This window comes from Enterococcus sp. AAFC-DPL-6103 (genome assembly GCF_058216595.1).
On sequence record NZ_CM177102.1, the window covers coordinates 986,976 to 1,012,279 of the forward strand.

Annotated in this window: 24 protein-coding genes and 1 riboswitch; of the genes, 20 read left to right on the forward strand and 4 right to left on the reverse strand. The window is 35.9% G+C overall.

The window, feature by feature from the left end:
• The first annotated feature begins 158 nt into the window (after window positions 1-158).
• The 4 genes from pflB (at window position 159) to AC4BC3_RS04905 (ending at window position 5,200) form a co-directional block, all read left to right on the forward strand.
• Entirely contained in the window at window positions 159-2,387 is a 2,229-nt protein-coding gene (pflB, locus tag AC4BC3_RS04890) for a formate C-acetyltransferase (protein ID WP_206910083.1), read from the forward strand.
• Between the two features lie 80 nt (window positions 2,388-2,467).
• Window positions 2,468-3,229 carry a pyruvate formate-lyase-activating protein gene (pflA, locus tag AC4BC3_RS04895; RefSeq protein ID WP_490467116.1) on the forward strand — a complete coding sequence of 254 codons (762 nt, stop codon included), beginning with the start codon at window positions 2,468-2,470 and terminating at the stop codon, window positions 3,227-3,229.
• Window positions 3,230-3,315: 86 nt separating this feature from the next.
• A complete protein-coding gene (locus AC4BC3_RS04900; protein WP_490467117.1) occupies window positions 3,316-4,242 on the forward strand; it encodes a manganese-dependent inorganic pyrophosphatase in 927 nt (308 codons plus the stop codon).
• Window positions 4,243-4,330: 88 nt separating this feature from the next.
• On the forward strand, window positions 4,331-5,200 hold the full coding sequence (locus tag AC4BC3_RS04905; protein ID WP_490467118.1) for a DUF1803 domain-containing protein: 870 nt from the start codon (window positions 4,331-4,333) through the stop codon (window positions 5,198-5,200).
• 38 nt (window positions 5,201-5,238) lie between these two features.
• On the opposite strand, the gene AC4BC3_RS04910 is transcribed toward AC4BC3_RS04905, so the two are convergent.
• Window positions 5,239-5,853: a hypothetical protein gene (locus AC4BC3_RS04910; RefSeq protein WP_206910091.1), complete on the reverse strand. Its 615-nt coding sequence runs from the start codon at window positions 5,851-5,853 to the stop codon at window positions 5,239-5,241.
• 159 nt (window positions 5,854-6,012) lie between these two features.
• On the reverse strand, window positions 6,013-6,555 hold the full coding sequence (locus tag AC4BC3_RS04915) for a DUF2179 domain-containing protein (protein WP_206898813.1): 543 nt from the start codon (window positions 6,553-6,555) through the stop codon (window positions 6,013-6,015).
• Between the two features lie 532 nt (window positions 6,556-7,087).
• Between AC4BC3_RS04915 and AC4BC3_RS04920 the strand changes: the two genes are divergently transcribed.
• The 4 genes from AC4BC3_RS04920 to AC4BC3_RS04935 all read left to right on the forward strand — a co-directional run bounded on the left by AC4BC3_RS04920 (window position 7,088) and on the right by AC4BC3_RS04935 (window position 11,311).
• Window positions 7,088-7,864, forward strand: a complete 777-nt coding sequence (locus AC4BC3_RS04920) for an alpha/beta fold hydrolase (protein WP_490467119.1) — start codon at window positions 7,088-7,090, stop codon at window positions 7,862-7,864.
• A 270-nt stretch (window positions 7,865-8,134) separates the two neighbouring features.
• Complete coding sequence (locus AC4BC3_RS04925) at window positions 8,135-9,082, forward strand: LacI family DNA-binding transcriptional regulator (RefSeq protein WP_206910094.1); 948 nt, start codon at window positions 8,135-8,137, stop codon at window positions 9,080-9,082.
• Between the two features lie 116 nt (window positions 9,083-9,198).
• A complete protein-coding gene (locus AC4BC3_RS04930; RefSeq protein WP_206910096.1) occupies window positions 9,199-9,960 on the forward strand; it encodes a hypothetical protein in 762 nt (253 codons plus the stop codon).
• A 322-nt stretch (window positions 9,961-10,282) separates the two neighbouring features.
• Window positions 10,283-11,311, forward strand: a complete 1,029-nt coding sequence (locus AC4BC3_RS04935) for a zinc-binding alcohol dehydrogenase family protein (RefSeq protein WP_490467120.1) — start codon at window positions 10,283-10,285, stop codon at window positions 11,309-11,311.
• Window positions 11,312-11,423: 112 nt separating this feature from the next.
• Here AC4BC3_RS04935 and AC4BC3_RS04940 read toward each other — a convergent pair whose 3' ends face one another.
• On the reverse strand, window positions 11,424-12,104 hold the full coding sequence (locus tag AC4BC3_RS04940) for a YitT family protein (protein WP_206910098.1): 681 nt from the start codon (window positions 12,102-12,104) through the stop codon (window positions 11,424-11,426).
• 137 nt (window positions 12,105-12,241) lie between these two features.
• Here AC4BC3_RS04940 and AC4BC3_RS04945 point away from each other — a divergent pair, with 137 nt between their 5' ends.
• From AC4BC3_RS04945 to AC4BC3_RS04995, 11 genes are all read left to right on the forward strand, one after another.
• Window positions 12,242-12,529, forward strand: a complete 288-nt coding sequence (locus AC4BC3_RS04945) for a hypothetical protein (RefSeq protein ID WP_206910100.1) — start codon at window positions 12,242-12,244, stop codon at window positions 12,527-12,529.
• Window positions 12,530-12,677: 148 nt separating this feature from the next.
• Entirely contained in the window at window positions 12,678-13,055 is a 378-nt protein-coding gene (locus tag AC4BC3_RS04950) for an LPXTG cell wall anchor domain-containing protein (RefSeq protein WP_206910101.1), read from the forward strand.
• A gap of 742 nt (window positions 13,056-13,797) precedes the next feature.
• Complete coding sequence (locus tag AC4BC3_RS04955; RefSeq protein WP_206910102.1) at window positions 13,798-15,339, forward strand: ABC transporter permease/substrate-binding protein; 1,542 nt, start codon at window positions 13,798-13,800, stop codon at window positions 15,337-15,339.
• Window positions 15,336-16,292, forward strand: a complete 957-nt coding sequence (locus tag AC4BC3_RS04960; protein ID WP_206910103.1) for an ABC transporter ATP-binding protein — start codon at window positions 15,336-15,338, stop codon at window positions 16,290-16,292. The genes AC4BC3_RS04955 and AC4BC3_RS04960 overlap by 4 nt, the downstream gene beginning before the upstream one ends.
• On the forward strand, window positions 16,289-17,611 hold the full coding sequence (locus AC4BC3_RS04965) for a dihydrolipoyl dehydrogenase family protein (RefSeq protein WP_490467121.1): 1,323 nt from the start codon (window positions 16,289-16,291) through the stop codon (window positions 17,609-17,611). The genes AC4BC3_RS04960 and AC4BC3_RS04965 overlap by 4 nt, the downstream gene beginning before the upstream one ends.
• A gap of 67 nt (window positions 17,612-17,678) precedes the next feature.
• Window positions 17,679-17,783: riboswitch (TPP riboswitch) on the forward strand.
• Between the two features lie 84 nt (window positions 17,784-17,867).
• The gene (locus AC4BC3_RS04970) at window positions 17,868-18,614 is read left to right on the forward strand and encodes an ABC transporter permease (RefSeq protein ID WP_206910104.1); all 747 of its coding nucleotides are present in this window, start codon (window positions 17,868-17,870) and stop codon (window positions 18,612-18,614) included.
• A 13-nt stretch (window positions 18,615-18,627) separates the two neighbouring features.
• Window positions 18,628-19,623: an ABC transporter substrate-binding protein gene (locus AC4BC3_RS04975; RefSeq protein WP_206910106.1), complete on the forward strand. Its 996-nt coding sequence runs from the start codon at window positions 18,628-18,630 to the stop codon at window positions 19,621-19,623.
• Window positions 19,624-19,634: 11 nt separating this feature from the next.
• On the forward strand, window positions 19,635-20,372 hold the full coding sequence (locus tag AC4BC3_RS04980; RefSeq protein WP_490467122.1) for an ABC transporter ATP-binding protein: 738 nt from the start codon (window positions 19,635-19,637) through the stop codon (window positions 20,370-20,372).
• On the forward strand, window positions 20,362-21,087 hold the full coding sequence (locus AC4BC3_RS04985) for a TatD family hydrolase (protein ID WP_206910108.1): 726 nt from the start codon (window positions 20,362-20,364) through the stop codon (window positions 21,085-21,087). Before AC4BC3_RS04980 ends, AC4BC3_RS04985 begins: the two co-directional genes overlap by 11 nt.
• 264 nt (window positions 21,088-21,351) lie before the next feature.
• Complete coding sequence (locus AC4BC3_RS04990) at window positions 21,352-21,786, forward strand: hypothetical protein (RefSeq protein ID WP_206910109.1); 435 nt, start codon at window positions 21,352-21,354, stop codon at window positions 21,784-21,786.
• Window positions 21,787-22,525: 739 nt separating this feature from the next.
• Window positions 22,526-24,037, forward strand: coding sequence for an AcpB/EbpR/MafR family transcriptional regulator (locus tag AC4BC3_RS04995; protein WP_206910110.1), 1,512 nt, complete (start codon window positions 22,526-22,528; stop codon window positions 24,035-24,037).
• Window positions 24,038-24,105: 68 nt separating this feature from the next.
• Here AC4BC3_RS04995 and apf read toward each other — a convergent pair whose 3' ends face one another.
• Window positions 24,106-24,717, reverse strand: coding sequence for an aggregation-promoting factor (apf, locus tag AC4BC3_RS05000; protein WP_490467123.1), 612 nt, complete (start codon window positions 24,715-24,717; stop codon window positions 24,106-24,108).
• A gap of 272 nt (window positions 24,718-24,989) precedes the next feature.
• Here apf and AC4BC3_RS05005 point away from each other — a divergent pair, with 272 nt between their 5' ends.
• Window positions 24,990-25,280, forward strand: a complete 291-nt coding sequence (locus AC4BC3_RS05005) for a hypothetical protein (RefSeq protein WP_490467124.1) — start codon at window positions 24,990-24,992, stop codon at window positions 25,278-25,280.
• Window positions 25,281-25,304 lie beyond the last annotated feature (24 nt).

Sequence of the window (25,304 nt, forward strand, 5' to 3'; positions counted from 1 at the left end):
TAAAGCTTGGTGTTGCAGCGTTGTTTAGTAATGTAGTTATTAAAATCTAAAAATTGTTAAAGAAAAAACAAGAAAACCCTTGCAAAGATGACGCTCTGTGTTATACTAATCACGTAAAAACTGTTACATAAAACAGAAACTTTTAGGAGGTCCATACAATGGAGCAATGGAATGGATTTAAAGGAAAAACCTGGAAAGAAGAAGTAAACGTTAGAGATTTTATCCAAGAAAACTATACCCCTTATGATGGGAATGACGAATTTTTAGCTGGTCCAACAGAAGCAACAACAAAACTTTGGGATCAAGTAATGGAATTGAACAAACAAGAGCGTGAAGCTGGTGGCGTATTAGATATGGATACTAAAGTCGTATCTACAATTACTTCACATGGTCCAGGCTACTTGAATAAAGATTTAGAAACAGTTGTTGGATTCCAAACAGAAAAACCATTTAAACGTAGCTTGCAACCATTTGGTGGAATCAGAATGTCTGAACAAGCAGCTGAAGCTTACGGCTTTGAAATCGATTCAGAAGTTTCTCACATTTTCCGTGATTATCGTAAAACACATAACCAAGGTGTTTTTGATGCATACACACCAGAAATTCGTGCAGCACGTCGTTCAGGTGTTATCACTGGTCTTCCTGATGCCTATGGTCGTGGACGTATCATTGGTGACTACCGTCGAGTAGCACTTTATGGTGTAGATTATTTGATTAAAGAAAAACAAGTTGATTTGTCTAACTGTGGTATTGGCATCATGTCAGATGATATCATTCGCCAACGTGAAGAATTGAACGAACAAATCCGTGCGTTAAGTGAGTTGAAAGAATTAGGAAATATCTACGGTTTCGATATTTCAGAACCTGCTACAAATGCAAAAGAAGCATTCCAATGGTTATATCTTGGATATTTAGCAGCAATCAAAGAACAAAATGGTGCAGCAATGTCATTAGGACGTACCTCAACATTCTTAGATATCTATGTGGAACGTGATTTACAAAATGGCGTTATTACTGAAGAAGAAGCACAAGAAATCGTTGACCATTTTGTTATGAAACTACGTCTTGTCAAATTTGCTCGTACACCAGATTACAACGCATTGTTCTCAGGTGACCCAACTTGGGTTACAGAATCAATCGCGGGTATCGGTGAAGATGGACGCCACATGGTAACTAAAAATAGTTTCCGTTTCTTACACACGTTATCAAACTTAGGACCAGCTCCGGAACCAAACTTAACTGTTTTATGGTCAACTCGTTTACCACATAACTTTAAAACTTTCTGTGCAAAAATGAGTATCCAAACATCAGCTATCCAATACGAAAATGACGATGTTATGCGTAAACATTGGGGCGACGACTATGGAATTGCTTGCTGTGTATCAGCAATGAGAATTGGTAAACAAATGCAATTCTTTGGCGCTCGTGCAAACTTAGCCAAAACATTGTTGTATGCAATCAACGGTGGGGTTGACGAAAAATCAAAAGCTCAAGTTGGACCTAAATATCAACCAATTACTTCAGAAGTTCTTGATTACAATGAAGTAATGGAAAAATACGATGTCATGATGGACTGGATCACTGAATTATATGTGAATACATTGAATATCATTCACTATATGCATGATAAATATTCATATGAACGTATTGAAATGGCTTTACAAGATACAGATATCTTGCGCACAATGGCAACTGGTATTGCTGGATTCTCAGTAGCAGTTGACTCATTATCAGCAATCAAATATGCAACTGTCCGCACAGTTCGTGATGAAAATGGAATTGTTGAAGATTACGAAATTGAAGGTGACTACCCTAAATATGGTAATAATGATGACCGTGTAGATGAAATTGCTGTTCAATTACTAAAAACATTTATGACAAAAGTGAAACGTAATAAAACTTATCGTAATTCAACACCAACTACTTCAATTCTTACAATCACTTCAAATGTTGTGTATGGTAAGAAAACAGGTAATACACCTGATGGTCGTCGCGCAGGCGAACCATTTGCACCAGGTGCTAACCCAATGCATGGTCGCGATACACACGGAGCATTAGCAAGCTTGTCTTCAGTAGCAAAATTACCATATGAATATTCATTAGATGGTATTTCAAATACATTCTCAATCGTACCTAAAGCTTTAGGTCGTGACGAAGAAACACAAGAAGAAAACTTAGCAACAATGCTTGATGGTTATGCGAAGAAAATGGGTCACCATTTAAATATCAACGTATTCAACCGTGATACTTTATTGGATGCCCAAGAACATCCAGAAAAATATCCTCAATTAACTATCCGTGTTTCTGGATATGCAGTAAACTTCATTAAGTTAACACGCGAACAACAAAATGATGTAATTGCGCGTACAATGCACGAATCAATGTAACAAAAGTCAAGGAGGCGGATGGACTGATTCAGTCGATTCGCCTTTTTTACTTGAAAAGTCATTATTAGGAGGACACGTCTATGACAACACCTGTAACAGGTTCTATTCACTCAACTGAAAGCTTTGGGTCCGTCGACGGCCCTGGTATCCGTTTTATCGCATTTATGCAAGGATGTCGGATGCGTTGTCAATTTTGTCATAATCCAGATACTTGGAATATTGGCGGTGGTGTTGAACGATCAACAGACGATGTGTTAAATGAAGCACTTGCTTACCGAGAATTTTGGGGAGATAAAGGTGGCATTACTATTAGTGGTGGTGAGCCTTTACTGCAATTAGATTTTTTAATCGATCTTTTCAAAAAAGCAAAAGCGCAAGGGGTTCATACAACAATTGATACATGTGGGAAACCTTTTACGCGTGAAGAACCATTTTTCAGTAAATTTGAAGAGCTAATGGAATACACAGATTTGTTATTATTTGATATCAAACATATCGATAATGATCAACATAAAATTTTGACAGCAAATGGAAACCAAAATATTCTGGAAATGGCACAATACTTGTCAGAAATCGGTAAACCTGTTTGGATTAGACACGTTCTTGTTCCTGAACGTAGTGACTACGATGAGTATCTGATTCGGTTAGATGAATTTATCAAAACGCTGGATAATGTGGATAAGGTGGAGATTCTACCTTACCACACCATGGGTCGGTATAAGTGGGAAACATTAGGCTTGAAGTACCCATTAGATGGAATTGAACCACCGACGAAAGAACGTGTAGAAAACGCAAAACAATTACTTCACACAGAAGATTACCAAGGATATTTAACTAGATAGTTTTGAAACGGAAAAGGAAGTTAGTATTGCTCTTTTCCGTTTTTTTGCTATTATTAAATAGGAGAAAGAACAAAGGAGCGAATGACATGTCAAAAATTTTAGTTTTTGGACACCAAAATCCAGATACAGATGCAATTGGTGCGGCGATTGCATTTTCACATTTACAAAATGAATTAGGAAAACAAACAGAAGCTGTAGCATTAGGCATACCGAATGAAGAAACACAATTTGCCTTAGATTCATTTGGATTAACAGCACCTCGCGTAGTAGAGTCAGCGAAAGCAGAAGATGCAGCTGTTATGCTGGTTGACCATAATGAATTTCAACAAAGTATTTCAGATATTGCAGAGGTAACGATTTTATCTGTGGTGGATCATCATCGCATCGCAAATTTTGAAACAGCTAATCCTTTATATTACCGTGCCGAACCAGTTGGTTGCACAAGCACAATCGTTTTGAAAATGTACAAAGAAAATCAAGTAAGCATTCCAAAAGAAATTGCCGGAATCATGCTTTCAGCTATTATTTCTGATACATTACTATTCAAATCACCAACTTCTACACCTGAAGACGAAAAAGCAGCACAAGAGCTTGCTGAAATCGCAGAAGTAGATCTAAATGTTTATGGTCTAGAAATGTTAAAAGCAGGTACAAAATTAAGCGATAAATCAGCTGCAACCTTGCTTGATTTAGATGCAAAAAGTTTCCCAATGGGAGACAAGAATGTCCGTATTGCTCAGGTTAATACAGTTGACTTGAATGAAGTAATGGATCGTCAAGCTGAGTTAGAAACAGCCATGGCTAAAGAAATGACTGCAAATGGTTATGATTTGTTTGTTTTAGTTGTCACGAATATTTTAGACAGCGACTCAGAATTATTGGTTGCTGGAGATGACAAAGAAAAAGTTGAAGCAGCATTCCAAACAAAATTAACAAACAATCGTGCATTTTTAAAAGGCGTTGTTTCTCGTAAAAAACAAGTTGTTCCTCAATTAACAGAAGTTTTTAGTTAATTACTGATTTAGCTGAGTCGAGCGTAAACTGCGACTCAGCTTTTTTTATCACGAATGAAGATAGAAGTTGAATGGAGTGAGGGAGCAAATGAATTATTTTTATTCACCCAAAAATAAAGTTTATCAAAAATTGGTGACTGATCCGCTGTTCTCACCAGTTATTACGTATTTAAGTGAGCAGCCCGAGCCAGTCATTTTGAGAGAATTAAAACAAGTTTTTCCTCAGCGAAAATTTGAACATTTTTTGGATCAATTGATTGAAGCTGGACTAGTTAAACGAGAACAAAGAAGATACGAATTAAACTTCCCAATCTTCACAGAAAATGAAGCTAACTATCAAGAAATCATTGCTAGTCAAGCTCAGCGATTAAGTGAACAGCTTTCTAAGCTTTCCAAAGATGAGCAACAATTCATTTTAGGAGAAACACTTTGGTCAATTTGTTTTGAAGAAGATAGTAAAGTTTTTTATGGCTACAAAGGTGAGACAGAAGAAACGACACGAAAGACGATTGCCGGAAATGAAGCCTATCAATTTGTTTCAATTTCTACTACAAAAAACTTTCCAGTAACATTAGCGAATTATTTCTTCGTTCAAAAAAATAAGCTTACACAATTCCCAAATTTTTCATCATTAGCAACTTTGCTGGGGGATGTGAATGAAGTCTATTATTTTGATCAAGTGGAAGTGATCATTGAACGTATCCGGCTAAATAAATTTAAAAATCGCCGTCCAAATATTTTTTTGGAATCCTTAATCCAGACAAAAACCATTCAATCAGAACCGGCTTTTGAATTATTGTTACCGGTTCTTGAAAATAAAAAAGAGTTGAGCGACGTTCAGCTTACTGAAATAGTTGGTCTAACTGAATCAGAAGTTGCTTTCGTTCACAGAAAAATGTATGAAGAAGTAAAACAATCTCTTGGGTTAACGGCATATTCTTATATCAAAGCAAAATAAAACATCCAGACAAACCTTCAATCGTTTGTCTGGATGTTTTATTTATATGTTTTGTTTCGTTGATATTGCCACATTAAGAATGCTAAACAAATCACAAATAAGAAATCAAAACAGTTACTGACATCTTGAATAATCGTTGTTTGGATCGTGGGTGCAAATGCCAAAAACAAAAAAGCAAAAAAGTTATAGCCAAAACAAATGAGTGAGATCCAGCAAAAGAAAGGATTTAATTTCAATTCTTTAAATACTAACGAGAAGAAAAAGAAAGAAAAAATTGCTAAGGTAACCACTAAGCCATTTAAAATAAAAAAGAAAAGCGAATTTTGATTAAAGGTATAGAGTAAAACAGCCAAGAATGAAAACAATTTTAATGCGATAAAAATAAATGAAGCTTCCGCTAGTTCTTTTGTTTTTTCTAGGTAAACATAGCGCGAAAAAAAGATGGCAAACAAAAGTGACGATAAAGAAGACAAGATAAGTAAGCCTGCACTCTGGTCCAATGTATTAAGTGTTGAATAATCCAGTAAGAGCCATCCAAGTGCATGGTTTGGTGCATCAGAAGTTGTAGAAAAGGTATGTAAGACAAAAAATAGGATTGCCAATAGTCCAAATAGCGAAGCTAATTGGAGATAAATCATTGTTTTTCGATACATTTCAAGTAGTTCTCCAATACTAAAAAATGATATTTTGCATATATTATCATAACAAAACAATGAGCTTTTGTCGAGGATTAGACAAAAATAAACCGGTTCAAACAAATAGAATTTGCTAAACCGGTATGAGAAAATCATTTCTTTTTTGATTAAAAAAATTTAATTTTTTTGACGTTTCCGGACTTTTTTCGTCCAAAATCCTCCAGAAATATATTTTGGTTCATAGGAAATAATGAATGCACGTTCTTCGACTGTTTTGATCAAGTGATAGAGCTCACGTTCACTTTTACGTGGAGAAAGGATTTCTAAAACTAATCGTTCACCCTCAAGTCCCATTGCAGAAGTTTGTGTAACTCCGTACCCGTTTTCTCGCAAAATTCGAGGCAAATTTTTATCTTCAGAGGTATTTGTTGGCAAAATCGTCGTAACCATGATGTAGCCAAGTGCTAATTTGTCTTCAATCAAGATCCCTACACTGATTCCTACAGCATAGCCGAGTGCGTAAACAAAGAGATTTAAAGGATTATCTAAACGATCAAGAACGAGAGAAAGCCCCATAATATAAATAATTATTTCAACCATACTTACTAAAGGAGCAATCAAGCGATAGCCCTTCATCGTCAGCATAAATCTTAGGGTATTTAGCGTAATATACGCAAAATTGATAATAAAAATCATTAGTAACATTTTTGGATCAACCATCAAAACACTCCCCCTATTTCTTTCTTCTCTACAATAGCAAAAAAATCAAAATTTGGGAAAAAATTAAAGTATCTTCATTTGAAAAAAATTAAAAAAAGATTATAATTGTATTATAAAGACGATGGGTAGGTGATGCTATGAAAAAGATCAATCAAATTATTTGTGTTAGCCATCTATTGAGTATGGTCTTTAGCGTATATTTAGCTGTTTATGCCGTTCAAGAAACGTTTGAGGTAGAGGATCTATTCTTCTCATTATCCATCATTGATTACTTTCTATTAAGCGTTATCTTCTTTCTAGTCCTTTTTATTGGGAGTATGTTTGGTGGTGTAGCTAGCTTTCTTCGCTTTTCCATTTATCCGGTACTTACATTGTTACTGGGAATAATTGGAATATCTTCTCTTTTTTTATTTCCGCAATGGTATTTACAATCGACTTTGCTTTTTTTTAGTAGTATTAGCATTTTTCAAATTTTAAGTAGCAGTTGGTTATTTTTTCAAAATATAAATTTAATTAAGTTAGGTGACTCGAAGTGAATCCAATCGTAATGAAACGTAAAGTGAAAGCAATTCCCGTGTTAGAAGTTGTTTTAGAAGAATTCAAAAGCAAAAAAATTCCAGTGGTTGTCTACTATCACGGCTGGCAAACAAGTAAAGAATTGGTTCTGACACAAGGTAGAAAAATTGCGCAGTATGGGATTCGAGTCATTTTGCCAGATGCAATGAATCATGGCGAACGGAAACAGCCTGTGTCTTCCATTCCCTCTTACACGTTTTGGAATAGTATTTATGGCAATTTATTCGAATTTGAAACACTGATGGAACATCTTGACAAGCGAGGTTTACTCCATGAAAAAGTAGCGGTAGGCGGTGTTTCGATGGGGGGGATGACTACTTGCGCATTACTTAGTCATCACCCTAGGCTTATTGCTGGTGCCTGTTTAATGGGGTCACCTGCGCCACTAGCTTACGGACAAGGAATCAAGGCGCGTGCTAAACAACTCGATCTTACTTTACCTAAAGATTATTTTGAATTGATTTCTTGGGTTGAAAGATATGATTTGTCTTTGAATCCACAGCGTTTAGCTGGAAGACCTTTGTTTTTTTGGCATGGAAAGAAAGATGAGAAAATTCCTTTCGAACAGACCGCTGATTTTGTAAGGGCTAATCAATGGACTCAAGCAGGGCGGCAGATTCTTTTTCATCCTTCAGAAAAGCAAGGGCATTTAGTTGAAATTCCATTGATGGAAGAGGCAGCGGCTTTTTTTTACAAATGTTTGATTAAGGGAAACCATGAAGAAAAGATGTAAGAAAATCGTATTCAGTAGTTGAAAAGGAATAAGGGTTTTTGAATAAAGGTATTTTTTGAGTGAAGTTCTTATTTCTAGTAATAAAAAAAGATTGGAAATTTCTTTGATTCCAATCTTTTTTTCGTCCTTTCTTGTTTGGTGACAGAAAAGATATGAAAACTTGACTATAAAACGAAAAAATTTTAGGTATAATAGAGGATGAAGTAAATTGGTCTATGTCCTTCATCGTGAGGTGTATTCGCGAAATTTTTGTTAGAAAGAGGTAGAGCTATGACAACTCTTGCAGACGTAGCAAAATTAGCAAATGTTTCAAAGATGACTGTATCAAGGGTGATCAATCATCCTGAACAAGTCACTGACGAGCTGAAAGAACTGGTCTTTTCAGCCATGGCTGAATTGAACTATCGCCCTAACATTGCGGCAAAAGCACTTGTTTCTAATCGATCACAAGTAATCAAATTATTTATTTTAGAAGAAATCGATACAACAGAGCCCTACTATATGAATTTGTTGATGGGAATCGCCAATCGAATTGGTCGAGCACATTATTCATTACAGCTAGTAACAACAAGTGGGTTTGATGTTGGTGCTTGTGACGGATACATCATTACGGGGATGCGTGAAAAAGATTTTGATTGGATAGCCCGCTTGGAAAAGCCAGTTGTTTTATTTGGGGAAAATGATTTTGGTTATGATTATGTAGATAGTGATAATCAATACGGAACAACAAAAGCAACGGGATATGCTCTATCTCGTGGGTATAAATCGGTGGTTTATATTGGGATGGATGTGGCAGAGCCTTTTGAACGTGCCAGAGAAGCGGGATATTTAGCGGTTATGAAGGAACAGGAGTTATCAACAAAAACAGTTCGTTTTCCTAATCATTCGACAAAAGCGGAAGAGTATATTGACTCACATTGGGATGAATTTGACAAGAATACTTGTTTTGTTTGTAGTTCAGATCGTTTAGCTTTAGGTGTTGTTCGAGGAATTATGAAAGTTGGCGGGAAAATTCCTCAAGATTATGGTGTGATTGGTTTTGATGGGGTCTTTTTGGATCAAATCAGTTCTCCCAAGTTAACAACGGTGAAACAAGATATTATTCGGATGGGTGAAGTTTGTGGTGAAATGTTGTTGAAAAAAATTGAAGAAAAAGGAGCAAGTCAAGGTTATCGACGATTTTTTCCAGAAGTTATTTTACGTGAAACGACGAAGTAATTCACGTTTTCTTTAAAAATGGTCGTGATTTCTGAAATTTATCAGCGCATTATTACTGAAATAGCTGAAATTATGCTATGATTGAGAAAAGTTCCGTTTTGAAAAGGATGAGTTAAATGAAAGAAATCAAGCGAAAACATTTTCGTTTTCCAGCTTATGATGATGAAATAGGGGTAAAATTAAGTACGGAGTCTAATCGAGTTTTATTTGATGGTGTCGATGATTTGATGACCCAAACAGATCAACATCCACAACAACGTTACGGTCGAACAAAAGAGTTTCATTTTGATGAAAACGACCGAAATCAGACACGCCAAAGAAAACAAAGACGTACGATGAATGAAACGACAAAAGTTGTGCCACGTCAAGAGAAGTTGGAACGTTATAAAGAAAATTTGCCAGAATATGGAAAGCATTCTCAACTTAAGACATCGCCAACTGGACAGAAGAAGCTTTTTGGTGAAAAAAATCATGTTCAAACAAATCAATCGGTGACATCATCTGCACGTAATAAAACATCTTCAAAAACAAATAATGTCACTCATGAACGTTCCTACTTTGTACCAAAATTTATTCCAGCATCAATTATCCCAGATCCAAGAGAAACACAGGTGACGGAAAATGAATTAATCCAATCAATGAAGAAAGCAGAAGATGCATACCTGTTATTTGATACTGATCCAACGCCGTATCAAGAGAAAAAAGAGAACAAAACGGTCAAGACTTTTCATAAAAGTGAAGAAGAAACAACAGTAAAGACAACAAATAAGAAGACAACGAAAGCAAAAAAAGCACATGGAGTGTTGGAACGCTCACTTCACGGGTTGATCGAGGATCAAGGCAATTCATTAAAAGAAAATAGCTATTTCAAACAATAGCATTGGCTGATTGAAAATGACAAAAAGAGCAATGATGTAAATCATCGCTCTTTTTGTGTATGGTGCCGTATGTGAAGATGATTTAGCAATTGTTTCTTAGTTGACAGAATCAAATGACTTTAAGCGACACTTGCTTAAGTGTCAATCAGTTGGATTGAGAACGGTCGCTTTGTACCATGACCTTTATGGCCGGTATTCCAAAAGGACTCTTCCATATAGCTTACAGTCACTGCAAAATATGAAAAGCTACTTGGAGTGCTTGCTCACTATCTTGTCGGAGCTAAACGTTATATATATCAACTTTTAGAAAGTAGGAAAAATCATGAAAAAACAAATGAAAAAAATTGGCTTCTATCAAGGGTTACCAATCGAAGAAAAAGAGAGTTTCATCGAAATAACTGATGCAGTTCCCGTTGCTACAGGTCACGATTTGTTAGTAGAGGTAGATGCAATTTCTGTTAATCCAGTTGATACGAAGTTTCGTCAGAATGCAGCAAAAAAAGATCAGTTAACTGTTTTAGGTTTTGATGCAGTTGGGCGAATCGTCGCTGTAGGTGAGAGGGTTGAAAAATTTCAAATCGGCGAACGTGTTTTTTATGCAGGAAGTAGCAAACGTCCAGGTAGTAATCAAGAGTTTCAACTAGTCGATGAAAGAATCGTAGCAAAAGCACCAGCTTCTTTATCAGATGAAGAAGTAGCCGCGTTACCGTTAACCAGCTTGACGGCTTTTGAATTATTATTTGAAAAATTTCAATTAACTCCACAAGCAAAAGCGAATATAGGGAAAAAATTATTAGTAATCAACGGTGGAGGCGGGGTTGGCTCCATTTTGACTCAGCTTGCTAAATGGAGTGGTCTTGAAATATTTGCAACAGCGAGTGTCAAAAACTTTGAGTGGCTCCATAATAATGGAGTGGATCATCCCTTGGATTACCATGAAAACTTAAAGAAACAATTGATTTCTTTGGGAACGGATCGTGTAGACTATGTGGCTGTATTATATGATGTTGTACCTTATTTCCAACAACTACTAGAAATTGTACAACCAGGGGGCCGAGTGGGAACAATTGTTGGTATCAATCAACCCTTACCAATTGGTGAATGGAAAAATCATTCAATTAGTTTTGATTGGGAATATATGTTTGCGAAAACGGATTTTGATTATAAAATTGAAACGCAGGGGGCGATTTTAGCAAAAATCACCACTTTGGTTGAACAAAAAGAAGTGCATAGTCATTTAGGCAAAGTTTATCAGGGAATTTCTGTCACTCACTTGAAGCAGGCAACAAAAGATGTCGAAGAAGGACATGTTCAAGGGAAAGTGGTATTAACGGGTGGTTTTGTTGACTAAATAAAAAAAGAGCTTGAGTATCCGTAGCGCATCTCAAAAGTTAGACTAAAAAGCGAACTTTTGAGGTGTACGGCATGCTCAAGCTCTTTTTAAGTTGAACAAACTAGTTGTATCAAATTGGTTCTTGATATTCTGGTAATTCTTCAAAAGGCGTGGCAGTTTCTTCTAAAGTCCCCATTGAATCTTTCGCTGATTGAAAGAAATCAGGAAGCTGAACATATTTTACTTTGTTTAACGTATAAGCTAAAACAGAGCAACTTAGTAAAGTGTATAAGAAGTGTCTAAGATCAAGGTATAAAAGAGACACGACTAAGATAACAAAAGTGACTAAGAAAAGACTTTTTCCGATTTTAACGTGAAAATACTTTTCAATTGCTTGATATAAAATATCGGTTCCGCCCGTACTACCTCCAAAGCGAAAAACCAAGCCACAACCAATACCAGAAAGTAGACCAGTCATCAGACTATTGATTAACAAGTTCCCAACGGCAAACTGTATATGAAGACTTTCCCATAAATGTAAAAAGAAAACTAATGCAAATGTTCCCACAATCGTACGAAGAAATGCATGTTTTCCAAAAATAAATAATGAGATCAGTAATAATGGTAAATTAAAGACTAATGAAGTAATTGAAGGTGCAAATCCAAAAAGGTTATTTAGCAGTAACGCAATACCTGTCACCCCGCCATCAGCAAGTTTTGAAGGTACATTGATTCCAGTTACAGCAAGCCCGTAGATCCCAGCACCTAAAATAATTCCACCAAGGTCTGTAAATAAATGTAGTTTTTTCATCTCTAACCCCTTTTCTGTTTGAAAATTTTCAGCAACCCCTATATTATACAAATAGAATCAATTCTTCAAGAGGGAAAAAGAAATTTTTTTCTGTGTGAAAACTTTTTATTAGGCAAACAAAAACAAAGGAGGAAATCATGCGCGCTGCTGACTTACTAACTATTTTGACCAATCCGCCACAAAACAAAGAATACCAAGGAATCTTCTTACTGATTAAAAATCAGAAACGGCCAGTCACAAAGATTGAGGTCACGCCAAAAAACGAGTTAGTCTTACATTTCAATCAACCAAAAAATGGATTGACAATGAAAGAAATTTTAGTTGAACTAATGATGAATCGTGAAAAAAATATTTACTATCAATTGGATGCAGAAATAATTCCTTTATATGGTATTAAAGAAACAGGAACAGAATTAATGATTTAAATAAAAAAATAATCACGTGAAGGATTAGTTTTTTTAAAATTGATATTTTCCGATGGGACGGTAAAATCTGAATAGATTTGAAGCAGTGAGTTTTGTTATTATTTAACTCGGGGAAAGCAATTACGTCACACAACGAAGGGGGGATGAAATGAGACAGAAAAAGCTAATGATCGGCACGATATTTCTGTTAGCTATTTTCTTGACGAGTCCAGTAGCATTTGCCACACAGGGGAACGAAACGACACTTACCGTCCAAGGAGTGCTGTATAGACCAACTTTAGGAGAAACAACAATCACTATGCCAGAGCAATTGCCAAAAACAGCAGAGGTTCAGTCAGAAGCATTGGTTTGGTTGGGAATATGTCTGGTCTGTATTTCATTCGTTGGTTACCTACTTGGACGAGAAGAAATGAACTTTTTTGGGGAGAAGAGTAATGTCATGAAAGCAATTCAAAGTAGTGGTCAATCTTTTGCTTACTATATAAGAAGCATCATTAAGAAAAAGGGATTCGTACATAAAACGTAGTAAAGCGTTTATCTTAATGTTCTTTGATTGAAACTATCAAAGAACATGGGAGCACATAGTAAAATGAGTTGTTTTTATAAATAAGTTACCTGATAGTTGTGAAGTAGTGTCCTCTCGTTGTAAAGCTAAGTAATATATCTTTGTAAGAACAATGAGGAAACGACCATCAACAAGGTAAAAAGAAATAAAAAATGGAAAAGAAACTAGGCTAAGAAAAGAGTCCCCCAAAGATTCTTCTCTCATCCAAGTTTCTTTTATTGTTAACGGACGTCCGTTGAACCTATGGTAGCAATGACTTAGTAATAATGCCAACAATTATACTTGTGAAAAAAGTCACGACAAGAAAGAGAAACTAAAAACATATTTTTTGTCAAAAAAAGAAAAACGTCTTATTTTTTAACAGTTATGCGCAGAAAACAGCTTTTTTTTACAATTCTCACAAAAATTTCGTCTACTCACCTATAATTACAAGAGAACAAGCCAGTAAAGAAAATTATCTCCCCCACGAGATTTCCACTTTATTGGCTGTTTTTCTTCTTATTGATTTGTTGGGCTGAACTGCTAAGACAGAAGAGCTCCTAAAATTCCCCATTATTTTGTTGTTTTTAGATCAACCAAAAAGACCAGAAAATCATCATGATTTTTCTGGTCTTTTTGGTTTAACAAGGCAACATATTTGGGGAAAGTATTTGAGAGGTTTATACTTAAGAAATAACAAAATTAATTAAGAAAGAGGAGACTAATGAATCAGTTTATTCAAATTCTCGATGAACGAAAAGCAGAATTGCTAACTGCCACGTTCCAACACCTATCGATTTCTTTCTTTGCATTACTCCTTGCGGTTTTGATTGCAATTCCTTTAGCCATTTGGTCGGTGAGTCATAAAAAGTTAGCAGAAGTTTTATTACAAATCACTAGTGTATTACAGACGATTCCATCATTAGCTTTATTAGGATTATTGATTCCGTTTGTTGGAATTGGTACAGTGCCAGCATTGATTGCTTTGGTCGTATATGCATTACTACCTATTTTTCAAAATACGTATATTGGTTTAACTGAAATCGACCCATCAATTGAAGAAGCAGCTGTAGCTTTTGGCATGTCTCGAATGCGACGTTTAATCAAAGTTGAATTACCAATTGCGTTGCCAGTAATTATTTCGGGGATTCGTACAGCGTTGGTTTTGATTATTGGAACGGCTACCTTAGCAGCGTTGATTGGTGCAGGTGGTTTAGGAACGTTTATCTTGTTGGGAATCGATCGCAATACACCTGCGTTGACACTGATTGGTGCTATTAGTTCGGCATTACTAGCTATTATTTTTAGTAGTTTGATTCGTTTGTTACAACGTGTTCGACCGCTATACACCTTGATTGTTTTAGCCTTGACGATTGGCGTCCTTGGAGGCGTATCCGCTTACCAAACATTTTTTGTGAAAGAAGAGCCTGTAGTAATTGCGGGTAAACTTGGTTCAGAACCAGAAATTTTGATTGAGATGTATAAAGAACTGATTGAGGAAAAAAATCCAGATCTTGCTGTTGAAATCAAACCAAATTTTGGAAAGACGAGCTTTTTGTTTAGCGCCTTACAGAATGAGCAAATCGATATCTATCCAGAATTTACTGGAACGGTTTTAGAAAGCTTGGTCAAGGTTCCAGAAGCAATGAAAGAAACGAAGTTATCCGAAAAAGATACGTATCAACAAGCAAAAGAGTTGCTCCAGCAACAAGAAGCAATGACTTTCTTAGAACCAATGGCGTATCAAAATACTTATGCACTAGCAGTGAAAGAGTCCTTTGCTAAAGAGCATCAGTTAGAAACGATTTCTGATTTGATTAAAGTGAACAATCAACTCAAAGCAGGTTTCACTTTGGAATTTATTGATCGTAACGATGGTTATCGCGGAATCCAATCGGTTTATCATCTAGCATTTCCAAGTGTCCAAAGCATGGAACCAAGTCTTCGTTATCAAGCAATCAAGAATGGGGACGTCAATATAATTGATGCTTACTCGACAGATAGTGAGTTAAAAGAATATGGATTAGTGACTTTAAAAGACGATTTACAACTATTTCCCCCTTACCAAGGTGCACCTCTAATGAAGGAAAATTTTGCTAATAAACATCCAGAAATCGTGAATGCCTTGAATCAACTTGGTGGGAAAATCACTGAAGAAGAAATGATTGAGATGAATTACCAAGTAAATGTTGAAAAACGAGAACCAGCACAAGTCGCCCACGAGTTTTTAGTAACGATTGGGTTGAGCAAGGAGGCTGAAAAATGACAGAAATCATCGAGTTTCATCAAGTCCAAAAAAAATTTGCTGAAAAAGTTGTGATTGATCAACTAAACTTTGTTGTTCATCCAGGTGAGATTTTCGTATTAGTTGGCCCGTCTGGTAGTGGAAAAACAAGTACGCTGAAGATGATCAATGGATTGATCAAGCCAACGAGTGGGGAGATATATTTTAAAGGTGAAAAATTAACTAGTTACAATTTACAAAAATTGCGGTGGAAGATGGGATATGTTTTACAACAAATCGCTTTATTTCCAACTATGACTGTTAAACAAAATATTGAAGTGATACCAGAGATGCTAGGCTGGGACAAGTCAAGACGGGAACGACAAGTGGACCAGTTATTGGAAAAAGTAGGGCTTTCGCCAACGGATTATCGAGATCGCTTTCCACGGGAATTATCTGGTGGAGAGCAACAACGAATCGGTATTCTACGTGCAATTGCTGCCAATCCAGAAATCATTTTGATGGATGAACCGTTTAGTGCACTTGATCCTCTTTCACGTGCTTCCTTGCAAGAATTAGTTCTTTCATTACATCAAGAATTAGGGACGACTGTCGTTTTTGTTACACACAATATGGAAGAAGCAGTCAAACTAGGTAGTCGAATAGGTGTCATGAAAGACGGTCAGTTGATTCAATGTGATACACCGGAAAAACTATTGAAGCAACCAAATAACGCATTTGTTCAAAGCTTTTTTGAAGAAACCAATCAAAAAGAAATTTTGGTGGAAGAACTGATCGCTTTAGGTTTCTATGACAAAGAAATAACAGATAAAAATGTTCCTATGATTGAGATCACAGCTCCATTAACTCAGGCTTATCAAAAATTAGCCCAAGCACCAGTTGTTCAAGTCATCAATCAAGGAAAGCTTATTGGAGAATTGTCTGGTCAAGATGTCTTTGCATTTTTAAGTCGAAAGGAGTCGAACAAACGATGAAGGAGTATGACGCAATTGTGATTGGTTCAGGAGTGGCTGGATTAAGTGCCGCTTATGAGTTGAAAGCAAAGCAGCAACAAGTATTAGTAATTGAAGAAAACTTGTGGGGAGGGACATGTCCCAATCGAGGATGTGATCCCAAAAAAATCTTGATAGGTGGTGTGGAAGCACGTAATCGGGTCAAGCAATTGCTTGGTAAAGGGTTCTCTGAAGTACCACCATTGAATTGGCAAGAACTTCAGTCTTTTAAACGAACATTTACTGATCCAGTCTCTGCAAATCGCCAAAAAGAATTAAGCCAAGCAGGAATCGATCATCTGACTGGAACAGCAAGTTTTCTTGACGAAGAAACGATTGAAGTAATAGGAAAAACATTTCGCGGAAAACACTTTGTGCTGGCAACTGGGCAACGTCCAACGATCTTGCCGATAGAAGGAAAGGAATATTTACAAACGAGTACTGATTTTCTAGCGCTTTCCGATTTACCAAAACAACTGATTTTTATTGGTGGAGGTTATATTTCCTTTGAATTAGCGACAATTGCTCACGCGGCGGGGAGTGAAGTAACCATCGTGCATCACAATCAGCGACCTTTAAAAGAATTTGATGAAGAATTGGTTCAAGAGGCCATTATTCAAATGAAAAAAGCTGGAATCCAGTTTGCTTTTGATGTAGATACAAAAAAAATCACGCGTCAAAATGGAAAATTACAGTTGATTGCTGAGAAAGAAACGTTTGAAGCAGACGCTATTTTTTGCGCAACTGGTCGCCAACCAAATGTTGAATCTTTACATTTGGAGCGTGCCAATGTTGCTTTTACGAAAAAAGGGATCATGGTCAACGAATTTCTTCAAACAACAAATCCCAAAATTTTTGCTTGCGGAGACATTATTGAGAAACAGTTACCAAAATTAACGCCTGTGGCGACATTTGAAGGACAATATGTTGCTAGAAAAGTGACAAAAGAACTGCAAGAAGCCATTAAGTATCCTGTCATTCCCACTATCGTTTACGGTAGTCCAAAGATTGCAACTGTTGGAGTAACGAAAGTCGAAGATGACAGGCAAACAGTAACAGTTACCCAAGAAATGACGGATTGGTTTACTTATCATCGAGTAAATGAACCGTTAGCTAAAGCAAAGTTTTTTTTTAATAAAGAAAACTTTTTGATTGGTGCCAGCGTCCTAAGTGAACAAGCAGATGAACTGATTGATTTTCTAGCGATAGCTATCAATCAACAGTTGACGAAAGAAATCGTGGATCAATGGATCTTTGGTTATCCAACATTGGCTAGTGATTTACCCTATTTACTGAAATAGTGAAGGGATAAATTAAGAAGAAGTGCTTGTTGCCCGAATTTTGTTATGCTACACTGAAAAAAATGAATACTTGTTTCTGGGGATGTCGTAAACGGCATGAGAGTAAGTTGTGAACTTAGACCCATCGAACCTGTCAGTTAATACTGGTGAAGGGAGAAACATAGCAAACGCTTGTTTAAGTGAGACCTATGTTGTGTCCGCAAACAAGCGTTTTTTTGTTCCAGTGTTAAATTCGATTCATTTAGGAGGTGAACTATTGAAGAAACATTTATATCCAGCAATCAGTATTTGCGTTTTGCTACTGATTTGGCAAGTCAGTGTTCAACTCTTGCAGACACCAACTTTTATCTTGCCTAGTCCAATTGCCGTTTTCCAAGCATTGTTTGCTGATTGGCACACGCTGTTTTTTCATTCGCTCACGACTTTGAGTGAGGCCTTATTAGGCCTAGTGATTGCAGGAATCATTGCGTTTTTCACAGCATTGCTGATGGACTATTATGACTTATTAAAGACTGCAATTTATCCTATCTTGGTGGTGTCACAAACTTTGCCAATCATGGTATTGGGACCATTACTTACGTTGTGGTTTGGTTTTGGACTAATGCCGAAAGTGATTTTAGTTATCTTGATGAGTTACTTTCCGATAGTCGTTTCTTTTGCGGATTCATTGAGCAAAGCATCAAGGGAACAAATTATATTTTTACGAACAATGGGGGCAAGCACAGGACAGATCTATCGAATCTTCAAAATTCCTGAAGGTCTTGTGGGGTTCTTTTCTGGGCTAAAAGTTGCGGCAACTTATTGTGTCAGCGGTGCAATCGTTGGAGAATGGCTAAGCGCACAGTCAGGATTAGGTTACTATATGATTCGTGTAAAAAACAGTTATCAAATCGACAAGGTTTTCGCAGCAATCCTTTGTGTGGTCGTTCTTAGTTTGTTGTTGAATGGCTTAAGTGTGTTAGTAAAGAAAAGTTATTATTATTGGTTGTACACTAGAGAATAGGAAGAGGAAGAAAATGAAAAAATTGTTATGGTTAGTACCGGCTTTGTTACTATTTACCGCGTGTGGTTCAAATAAACAGGAAGCAAGTGATACGGATACCACAAAAAAATTAACGGATGTCACTCTTGTGTTAGACTATGTGCCAAATACGAATCATACAGGTATCTATGTTGCCAAAGAACAAGGTTACTATAAAGAAGCAGGTTTGAATGTGAATATCATTGAGCCAGGGGACGATTCGACAAGTATTGGTTTAGTGGGTGCAGACAAAGCACAATTCGGCGTTAGTTACCAAGAAGATGTCACTTACGCACATGCTGATGGTCAATCCATTCCGGTAAAAGCGCTTGCGACGATTATGAAACACAATACTTCTGGATTTGTCGCAACGAAAGACAGCGGGATAACGAAACCAAAGGATTTTGAGGGGAAAACTTATGCAGGTTGGCAAAGTCCTAGTGAAGAAGCGGTATTGAAAGCAGTTATGGAGCATGATAATGCAGATTTTTCTAAGTTAACAATTGTTGGGAGCACTGGAGAAGGACCAGAAGCTTTAGGAAAAGGTGTCGATTTACAGTGGTATTTTGAAGGCTGGGATATGATTAAGGCAAAAGAAGCGCAAATTGACTTGAATTATCTTCCGTTGAGAGAACTAGATGAACGTTTAGATTATTATACTCCTGTTATTATTACAAGTGATAAAATGATAGAACAAGAGCCCCAAATAGTTGGAAAATTTATGGATGCAACAAAAAAAGGTTATCAAGAAGCAATCAAACAGCCACAAGCAAGTGCAAAAATTTTGCATAAGTACGCATCAGACAACCAATTAAGTTTCTTGGAAGAGTCACAAGCATTTGTTTCAGAAAATTATACCGATGAACCAGAGAAATGGGGATTGATGCAAGAAAACGTGTGGGACAACTATACTGATTTTATGCAAGAGAGTGGGCTAATTAAAGAAAAAGTGGATTCAAAAGAATTATTCACAAATCAATTTATTCAATAGGAGGAAAAGACGTGGCAATTAAAATCAATCAGTTAACTGTAACGATTGATAACTTAGAGATTTTAAAAGAAATGAATCTTATTGTTGAAAAGAATTCGTTTGTATCGATCATTGCTCCAAGTGGTGCAGGCAAATCAACTTTATTGAAAGTTTTAACTGGTGTAATGACGCCAACGTCAGGAGATATTTTTGTTGATGGGGAACCAATTACAGGATTAAATACAGCGTTTAGTTATATGCCACAAGAAGATCTATTATTACCATGGGCTAGTGTTTTTCAAAATGTCACATTGTATCAAAAAATCAACCATCAAAAAATCAATCAAGAAAAAGTAATGGCAGAACTGCAATTATTTGGATTGAAAAAATATAGTAGTTTTTTACCAGAACAACTTTCCGGTGGTATGAAACAACGAGTTGCATTATTGCGAACTATGATGAATCCAGCTGACTACTTATTGTTAGATGAGCCGTTTGGTGCGTTGGATGCGATGACTCGAAGTCAGATGCAAGACTGGCTACTCCAGTTACCAAGACAAAAAACGAGGACTACTTTACTAGTGACCCACGATATCGAAGAAGCAATCTATTTATCCGATCGAATTTTAGTGCTGTCTGCTCGACCCGCGCAAATCATTGCAGATATCAAGTTACCAGAAGAAAAACGAACAAGGAGTTGGCTTGGCGAACAAGCAATGCTGAAACAAAACATCTATCAATTGTTAGCAGGTGAAACATATGTTGATTGATGGACATTGTCATTTGGCAGGAAGTGCAGAATTAGCACAACAGCAACAAAAACATCAGATATTGACGATTCTAAATTGTGACTCGCCGGAAGAATGGAAAGAAAATCGGCGATTGACTAAAGAGGGACGTCTTCAAATGTTAAGTTTTGGTGTTCATCCTTGGAAAGCAGATCGTTACCAGTTTGAAGAAGTCTTACCTTATTTGGAAAAAGCCAACATAATTGGTGAAATTGGATTAGATAGAGTGTGGACACAAGTGCCAATATCACGACAGCTGACTATTTTTAAACAGCAACTGACTTATGCAATGGAACACCAAAAACCAGTTGTTTTGCATACAAAAGGATGCGAAGCAGAAATTTTATCCTTGATCAAAAAATATCCCAATCGTTACTTGATTCATTGGTATTCAAGTATGGCACTTCAAGAAGCTTATATTGACCTTGGTTGCTATTTCACCATTGGGATCGATTTGATGCGGAATAAGGCAGTCACAGAATTGGCGAAAAAAGTACCGCTTGATCGTTTGTTGATCGAAACAGATGGGGTGGCGGCTATCGAATGGGCATTGGGAAAAAAAGTAAAGGTAGAAGATTACAAGTCGATAGTCACAAGTCATTTGCAATCTTTAGCTGAATTAAGAATGATCCAGTCGACGAGTTTAGCGAAGAGAATGACGCAGAATCTTCAAACATTTCTTAGCGGTGAAATTTAATGTCTAAGTGAGTCAGCAATATTAGTGGTCATGTTGGACAATAACGAGGTTATCAGTTTTTACTTCTGTTAAAATGAAGAAAAGCTTGTCTCGTGGAATTTCAGTGATCAAGTTTGATTCACTGTGAGAAATGAATTCTACATTAAAAGGCTGTGACAAGTTTTTGTCACGGCTTTTTTTTATGACAGGTGTAGTAAATGGGAGGGTGACTCAGACATTCGTTCATAAAAAGAAAAACTATTCATGAGTAAGGGGGAAAGTAAAATGCAAAATTCATTTGAAAAAAATATCAACCAGTTATCTCAAGAACAAAAGGAGTTATTATTTTTAATTCACTTAGCAATGGAAGAACTATATGTTGTAGGGGAAGAAAATCAATCAATGAATCATTTGCTCACACAATATTCTCTTAAAGAAACTTTGTCAGTTTTTGAACTTTATGCGTGCAATGTTCAATATGACATCACTAAAAGCATGAGTAATAAAATTTCAATGACTAAATTTCATGAGATATTGCCAGACTATTCAACTTACGAGAAAAAATACCAGTATGAATTATTAGGACAGATGTATCAAGAGGCTTGTTCGAATACAACGAGTACCTGTCTACAAGAAACCAGAAGGCAAAAGGATTTAATCACGCAATTAAATGATACGAGAATGCGGAAAAAATTAAAAAAGATAGCAGCTAGCTGGTAAATTTCAATGATTATACTTTTCGTGCCATCTTTATTAAATGATAAAACAAAAAATTGATTGATGGAAAAAGACATTATAGTAAAGTTTGATTGAGTAATAAGGCAACTTATTACTCAATTTTTTGCTTTTATAACCTTTATAAATAAAAACATTTGAATATTCACCTTATTTTGTTATAATAATCACATAGAAAGATAATTATTTTAATCTTTTTATAATTTTTAAGGGTGTTTTTCCAAATATTCTGAAAAATCACTCATGGGAGCTAACTTTAAAATTATGCTAGGAAGATGTAAAAATTACTAAACAATTAAAAAATTAATTATTATTTCTTTGTATTAAGAGATTATTTGGTTAGAAAATAAAGAATGAATAACGAATTTACTAAAAATAAGAAGGGATATATTCGACCATTTGTTATGCGGTGAAAAAAATTTTTTAATCATTTCGATAGCCTGGCAGTCGGTAAAAATTGATTTTGTAAAACGATTTATAGCAATTATAATTCTACAGAAGCTAAGAACTGGTTGAATGATTGGTTGTTATTTTTTGCTGATGCTATTTTTTGAAAAAATTAAAAAGTCCTGATTTGCAAGGAAAAGGACAGCTTTTTTGTAAAATATCATTTCATTTCAATTAATTTTTATTTATCGAAATGTTTGAAATGAAAACGCGGCACAAGCATATAAATTACATGGTTGAATGATGTTACATATTATTTATAGAGTGGGGTGTAAGAATGAGAGCTTGTCTAGATAGTCGTTTAAGTCGACAATTAGCGATTCTTGAAACATTGTGGGACTCTGAGTGGATGACCAGCGAGGAGCTAGCAGAACGAACCGGTAATTCTGAAAAAACGATTCGAACAGATATTCCAATTATTAATAAGTATATTTATCCTTTAAGTATTGAGACTTCATTTAAACTGGGGATATTTTTAAAAAAAGATGTGACTATTCCAAAATCTTACATATATGCAGCAGTTTTAAATGAAAGCTCAGAATATGCCATGCTTGAACAAATCTTTTTCGCAGATAATCTAAAAAAAATTGATCTGAGTGAACAATTGTATACTTCCGAATCACAGATTACGCGTTGGTTAGCAAAAATCAATCAATCTTTAGAAAAGTATGAGCTAAGAATCGATAATGCGTTACAAATCAACGGTGATGAACAAAAAATTCGTACGTTCTTCTCCTGTTTCTTTCTAGAAAAGTACAGCTCGCCAGAGAAAAAATTTCCCTATGAGCAAGTTCAGCTAATTGATCGCTTGATCGAAAATTTTTTGAAGGAAAATATTGCTATCGTTTTTGCCTATTCTAAGCAACACTTTTCTCTTAGACGTTTGAAGTTTCAATTACTCATCAGTATTGAGCGTATGAAGAGAAAACACGAAATTCAAACAGAAGAATTGGTTAATGAGTTTTCGTTTTTGATGGTGGAAGCTAGTTTGTGTGAGGAGTTTAAAGCAGTATTTGGTCTGGAACTGACGAGCCATGTCCTACAGCAACTCTTCCAAGAGTATTTTTATCCATTTTACCCTTCTCGAGTCAGACAGAGATATGAGGAATTAAGTCCACTAAAAGTCAAAAATAAAATAGAGGAAATCATTGATGAACTATCTAAGGTTTATCATGTTGAGTGTGATTACCGAGATAAAATCGTTCGTGATATTTATTGGACGACGTTTCAAATTGGCGGACCAACCTATATTCTACACGATAAGAAAAAAGAATTTTTTGAGGGAATCTTAGCAGATAGTCCAGACTTAGCTCAATTTTTGCATCAAAAATTCCAACGAATCTTTTCAGAAGTAGAACTTTTCAATCAACGAAAAGTAGATGAAATGGTTCATCAAGCTATTTTTGAATTGATGACTTCATGGGCAAGTTTACGGTTGGGGGTGCGTCAATCAACAATCACAGTGACAGCCGCCTTGATGCTGGATACAACCTATGAGCATATGAAAATGGTCAAAGAAGAAATTGAGTTTTACTTCCGTCATAAAATCAAAATTGATATTATCGACCCGTATGTGAAACTTGATCGCGAAAATTTTTCCAAGTATGACTGTTTATTGACAGATATATATACAAACAACATGTATCCGATTCCAACGATTGGTATTTCAAATTATTTAAATGATGATACGATTTCAAAATTACTAGATTTTGTTTATTTAAAAAGAGAAGAGTCCAAAGAAATCTTTGCAAAAAATCACTTAAATAGTATTGGTTTATTAAAAGAATAAAGAAATTACTTGCTAAAACAAAAAACGGGCAACCCGCTGGGTTGTCCGTTTTTTGTTTTGACTTTATCTTAGTACCAACCGTTTGCTAACCAGAATGATTGAGCAGCTTCCCAAGAACCATAGCGTGAAGACACATAAGCGTCTGCTACACGTTCTTGATTGGCAGCAGAGTAGTCACCGTTTAAGTAAGATGAATCTAATTGGTAACGTCCGATGTAGCGACCGTTCGTTGCTGTGTAAGAACCGCTTGATTCACGTTGTGCGATCCATTCTTTTGCAGAGTTAGAAGTAGTAGCGACTGCTTCTGTAGATGTTTCAACTGCTGGAGTTGCTTGAACTTCTTGAACAGGAGCTTGAGCTACTTCTTGAGTTGTTTCTTGTTGAACAGGTTCGGCTTGAACTGCTTCTGTTTGAGGAGCAACATAAGTTGTTGCTGCTTGCTCAGCAGTTGGGATAGTTAAAGTTTGACCTGCAAAAATCAGATTGATATCTGAAATTGAATTTGATTGAGCAATTTGGTTAATCAAGGAGTTATCGCCAACATATTTTTGTGAAATAGTTGATAATGAATCGCCTGATTGAACAGTGTACGCTTCGTCTGCGTGTGTTGTTGTTCCCATAAATAATGCAGCGCCGGCAGCCAGAGTTGTTCCTAATAGTACAGTTTTAAGTGATTTCATATAAAATAGTTTCTCCTTTTGAATTGTTCGAATTTTGTTGTTGTTGTGATCAACTTGGATTACTTTAACATGGAAAAATATTTCATAGGTAAAAGGTTGATGACAATTTGTGACAAAAATCGCTCTTTTGTAATTTTTTTAGTAACGTACGTAAAATGAATGATTGGAAAGGCTGCTAAATCAAGGAATTGTATAAAATATTTCTTATTTTTTGAACTGTTTGATCGTAAAAAAAGAAGATTATCCAAAATTTTTTTATAGAAACAAAAAGTATGGATTTCAATTTCATTTTGGTGGCAAAACTCGTTATAATTCATTTAAGACTGACAAATCTTCCCCTTGGAACATATGAACTTCGTCAAACAAAATCAAAATTTGGTTTTGTACGAGCAACCGACGTTAGTGGTAGCTATCAGGGAGAATCCATCGAAAGTATCGGGTATTTTGATCAGAAAGATGGAATTGTACGAGTTCTTTTTGATAAAAAGAACGAAAGCTATGACTATTTAGTTGAACAAGAAATTCAAATGAAGATTGTTACAACCCCAGATCAGTGGGAATAGTCAAAGAGTAAGAGTAGTTTTTTT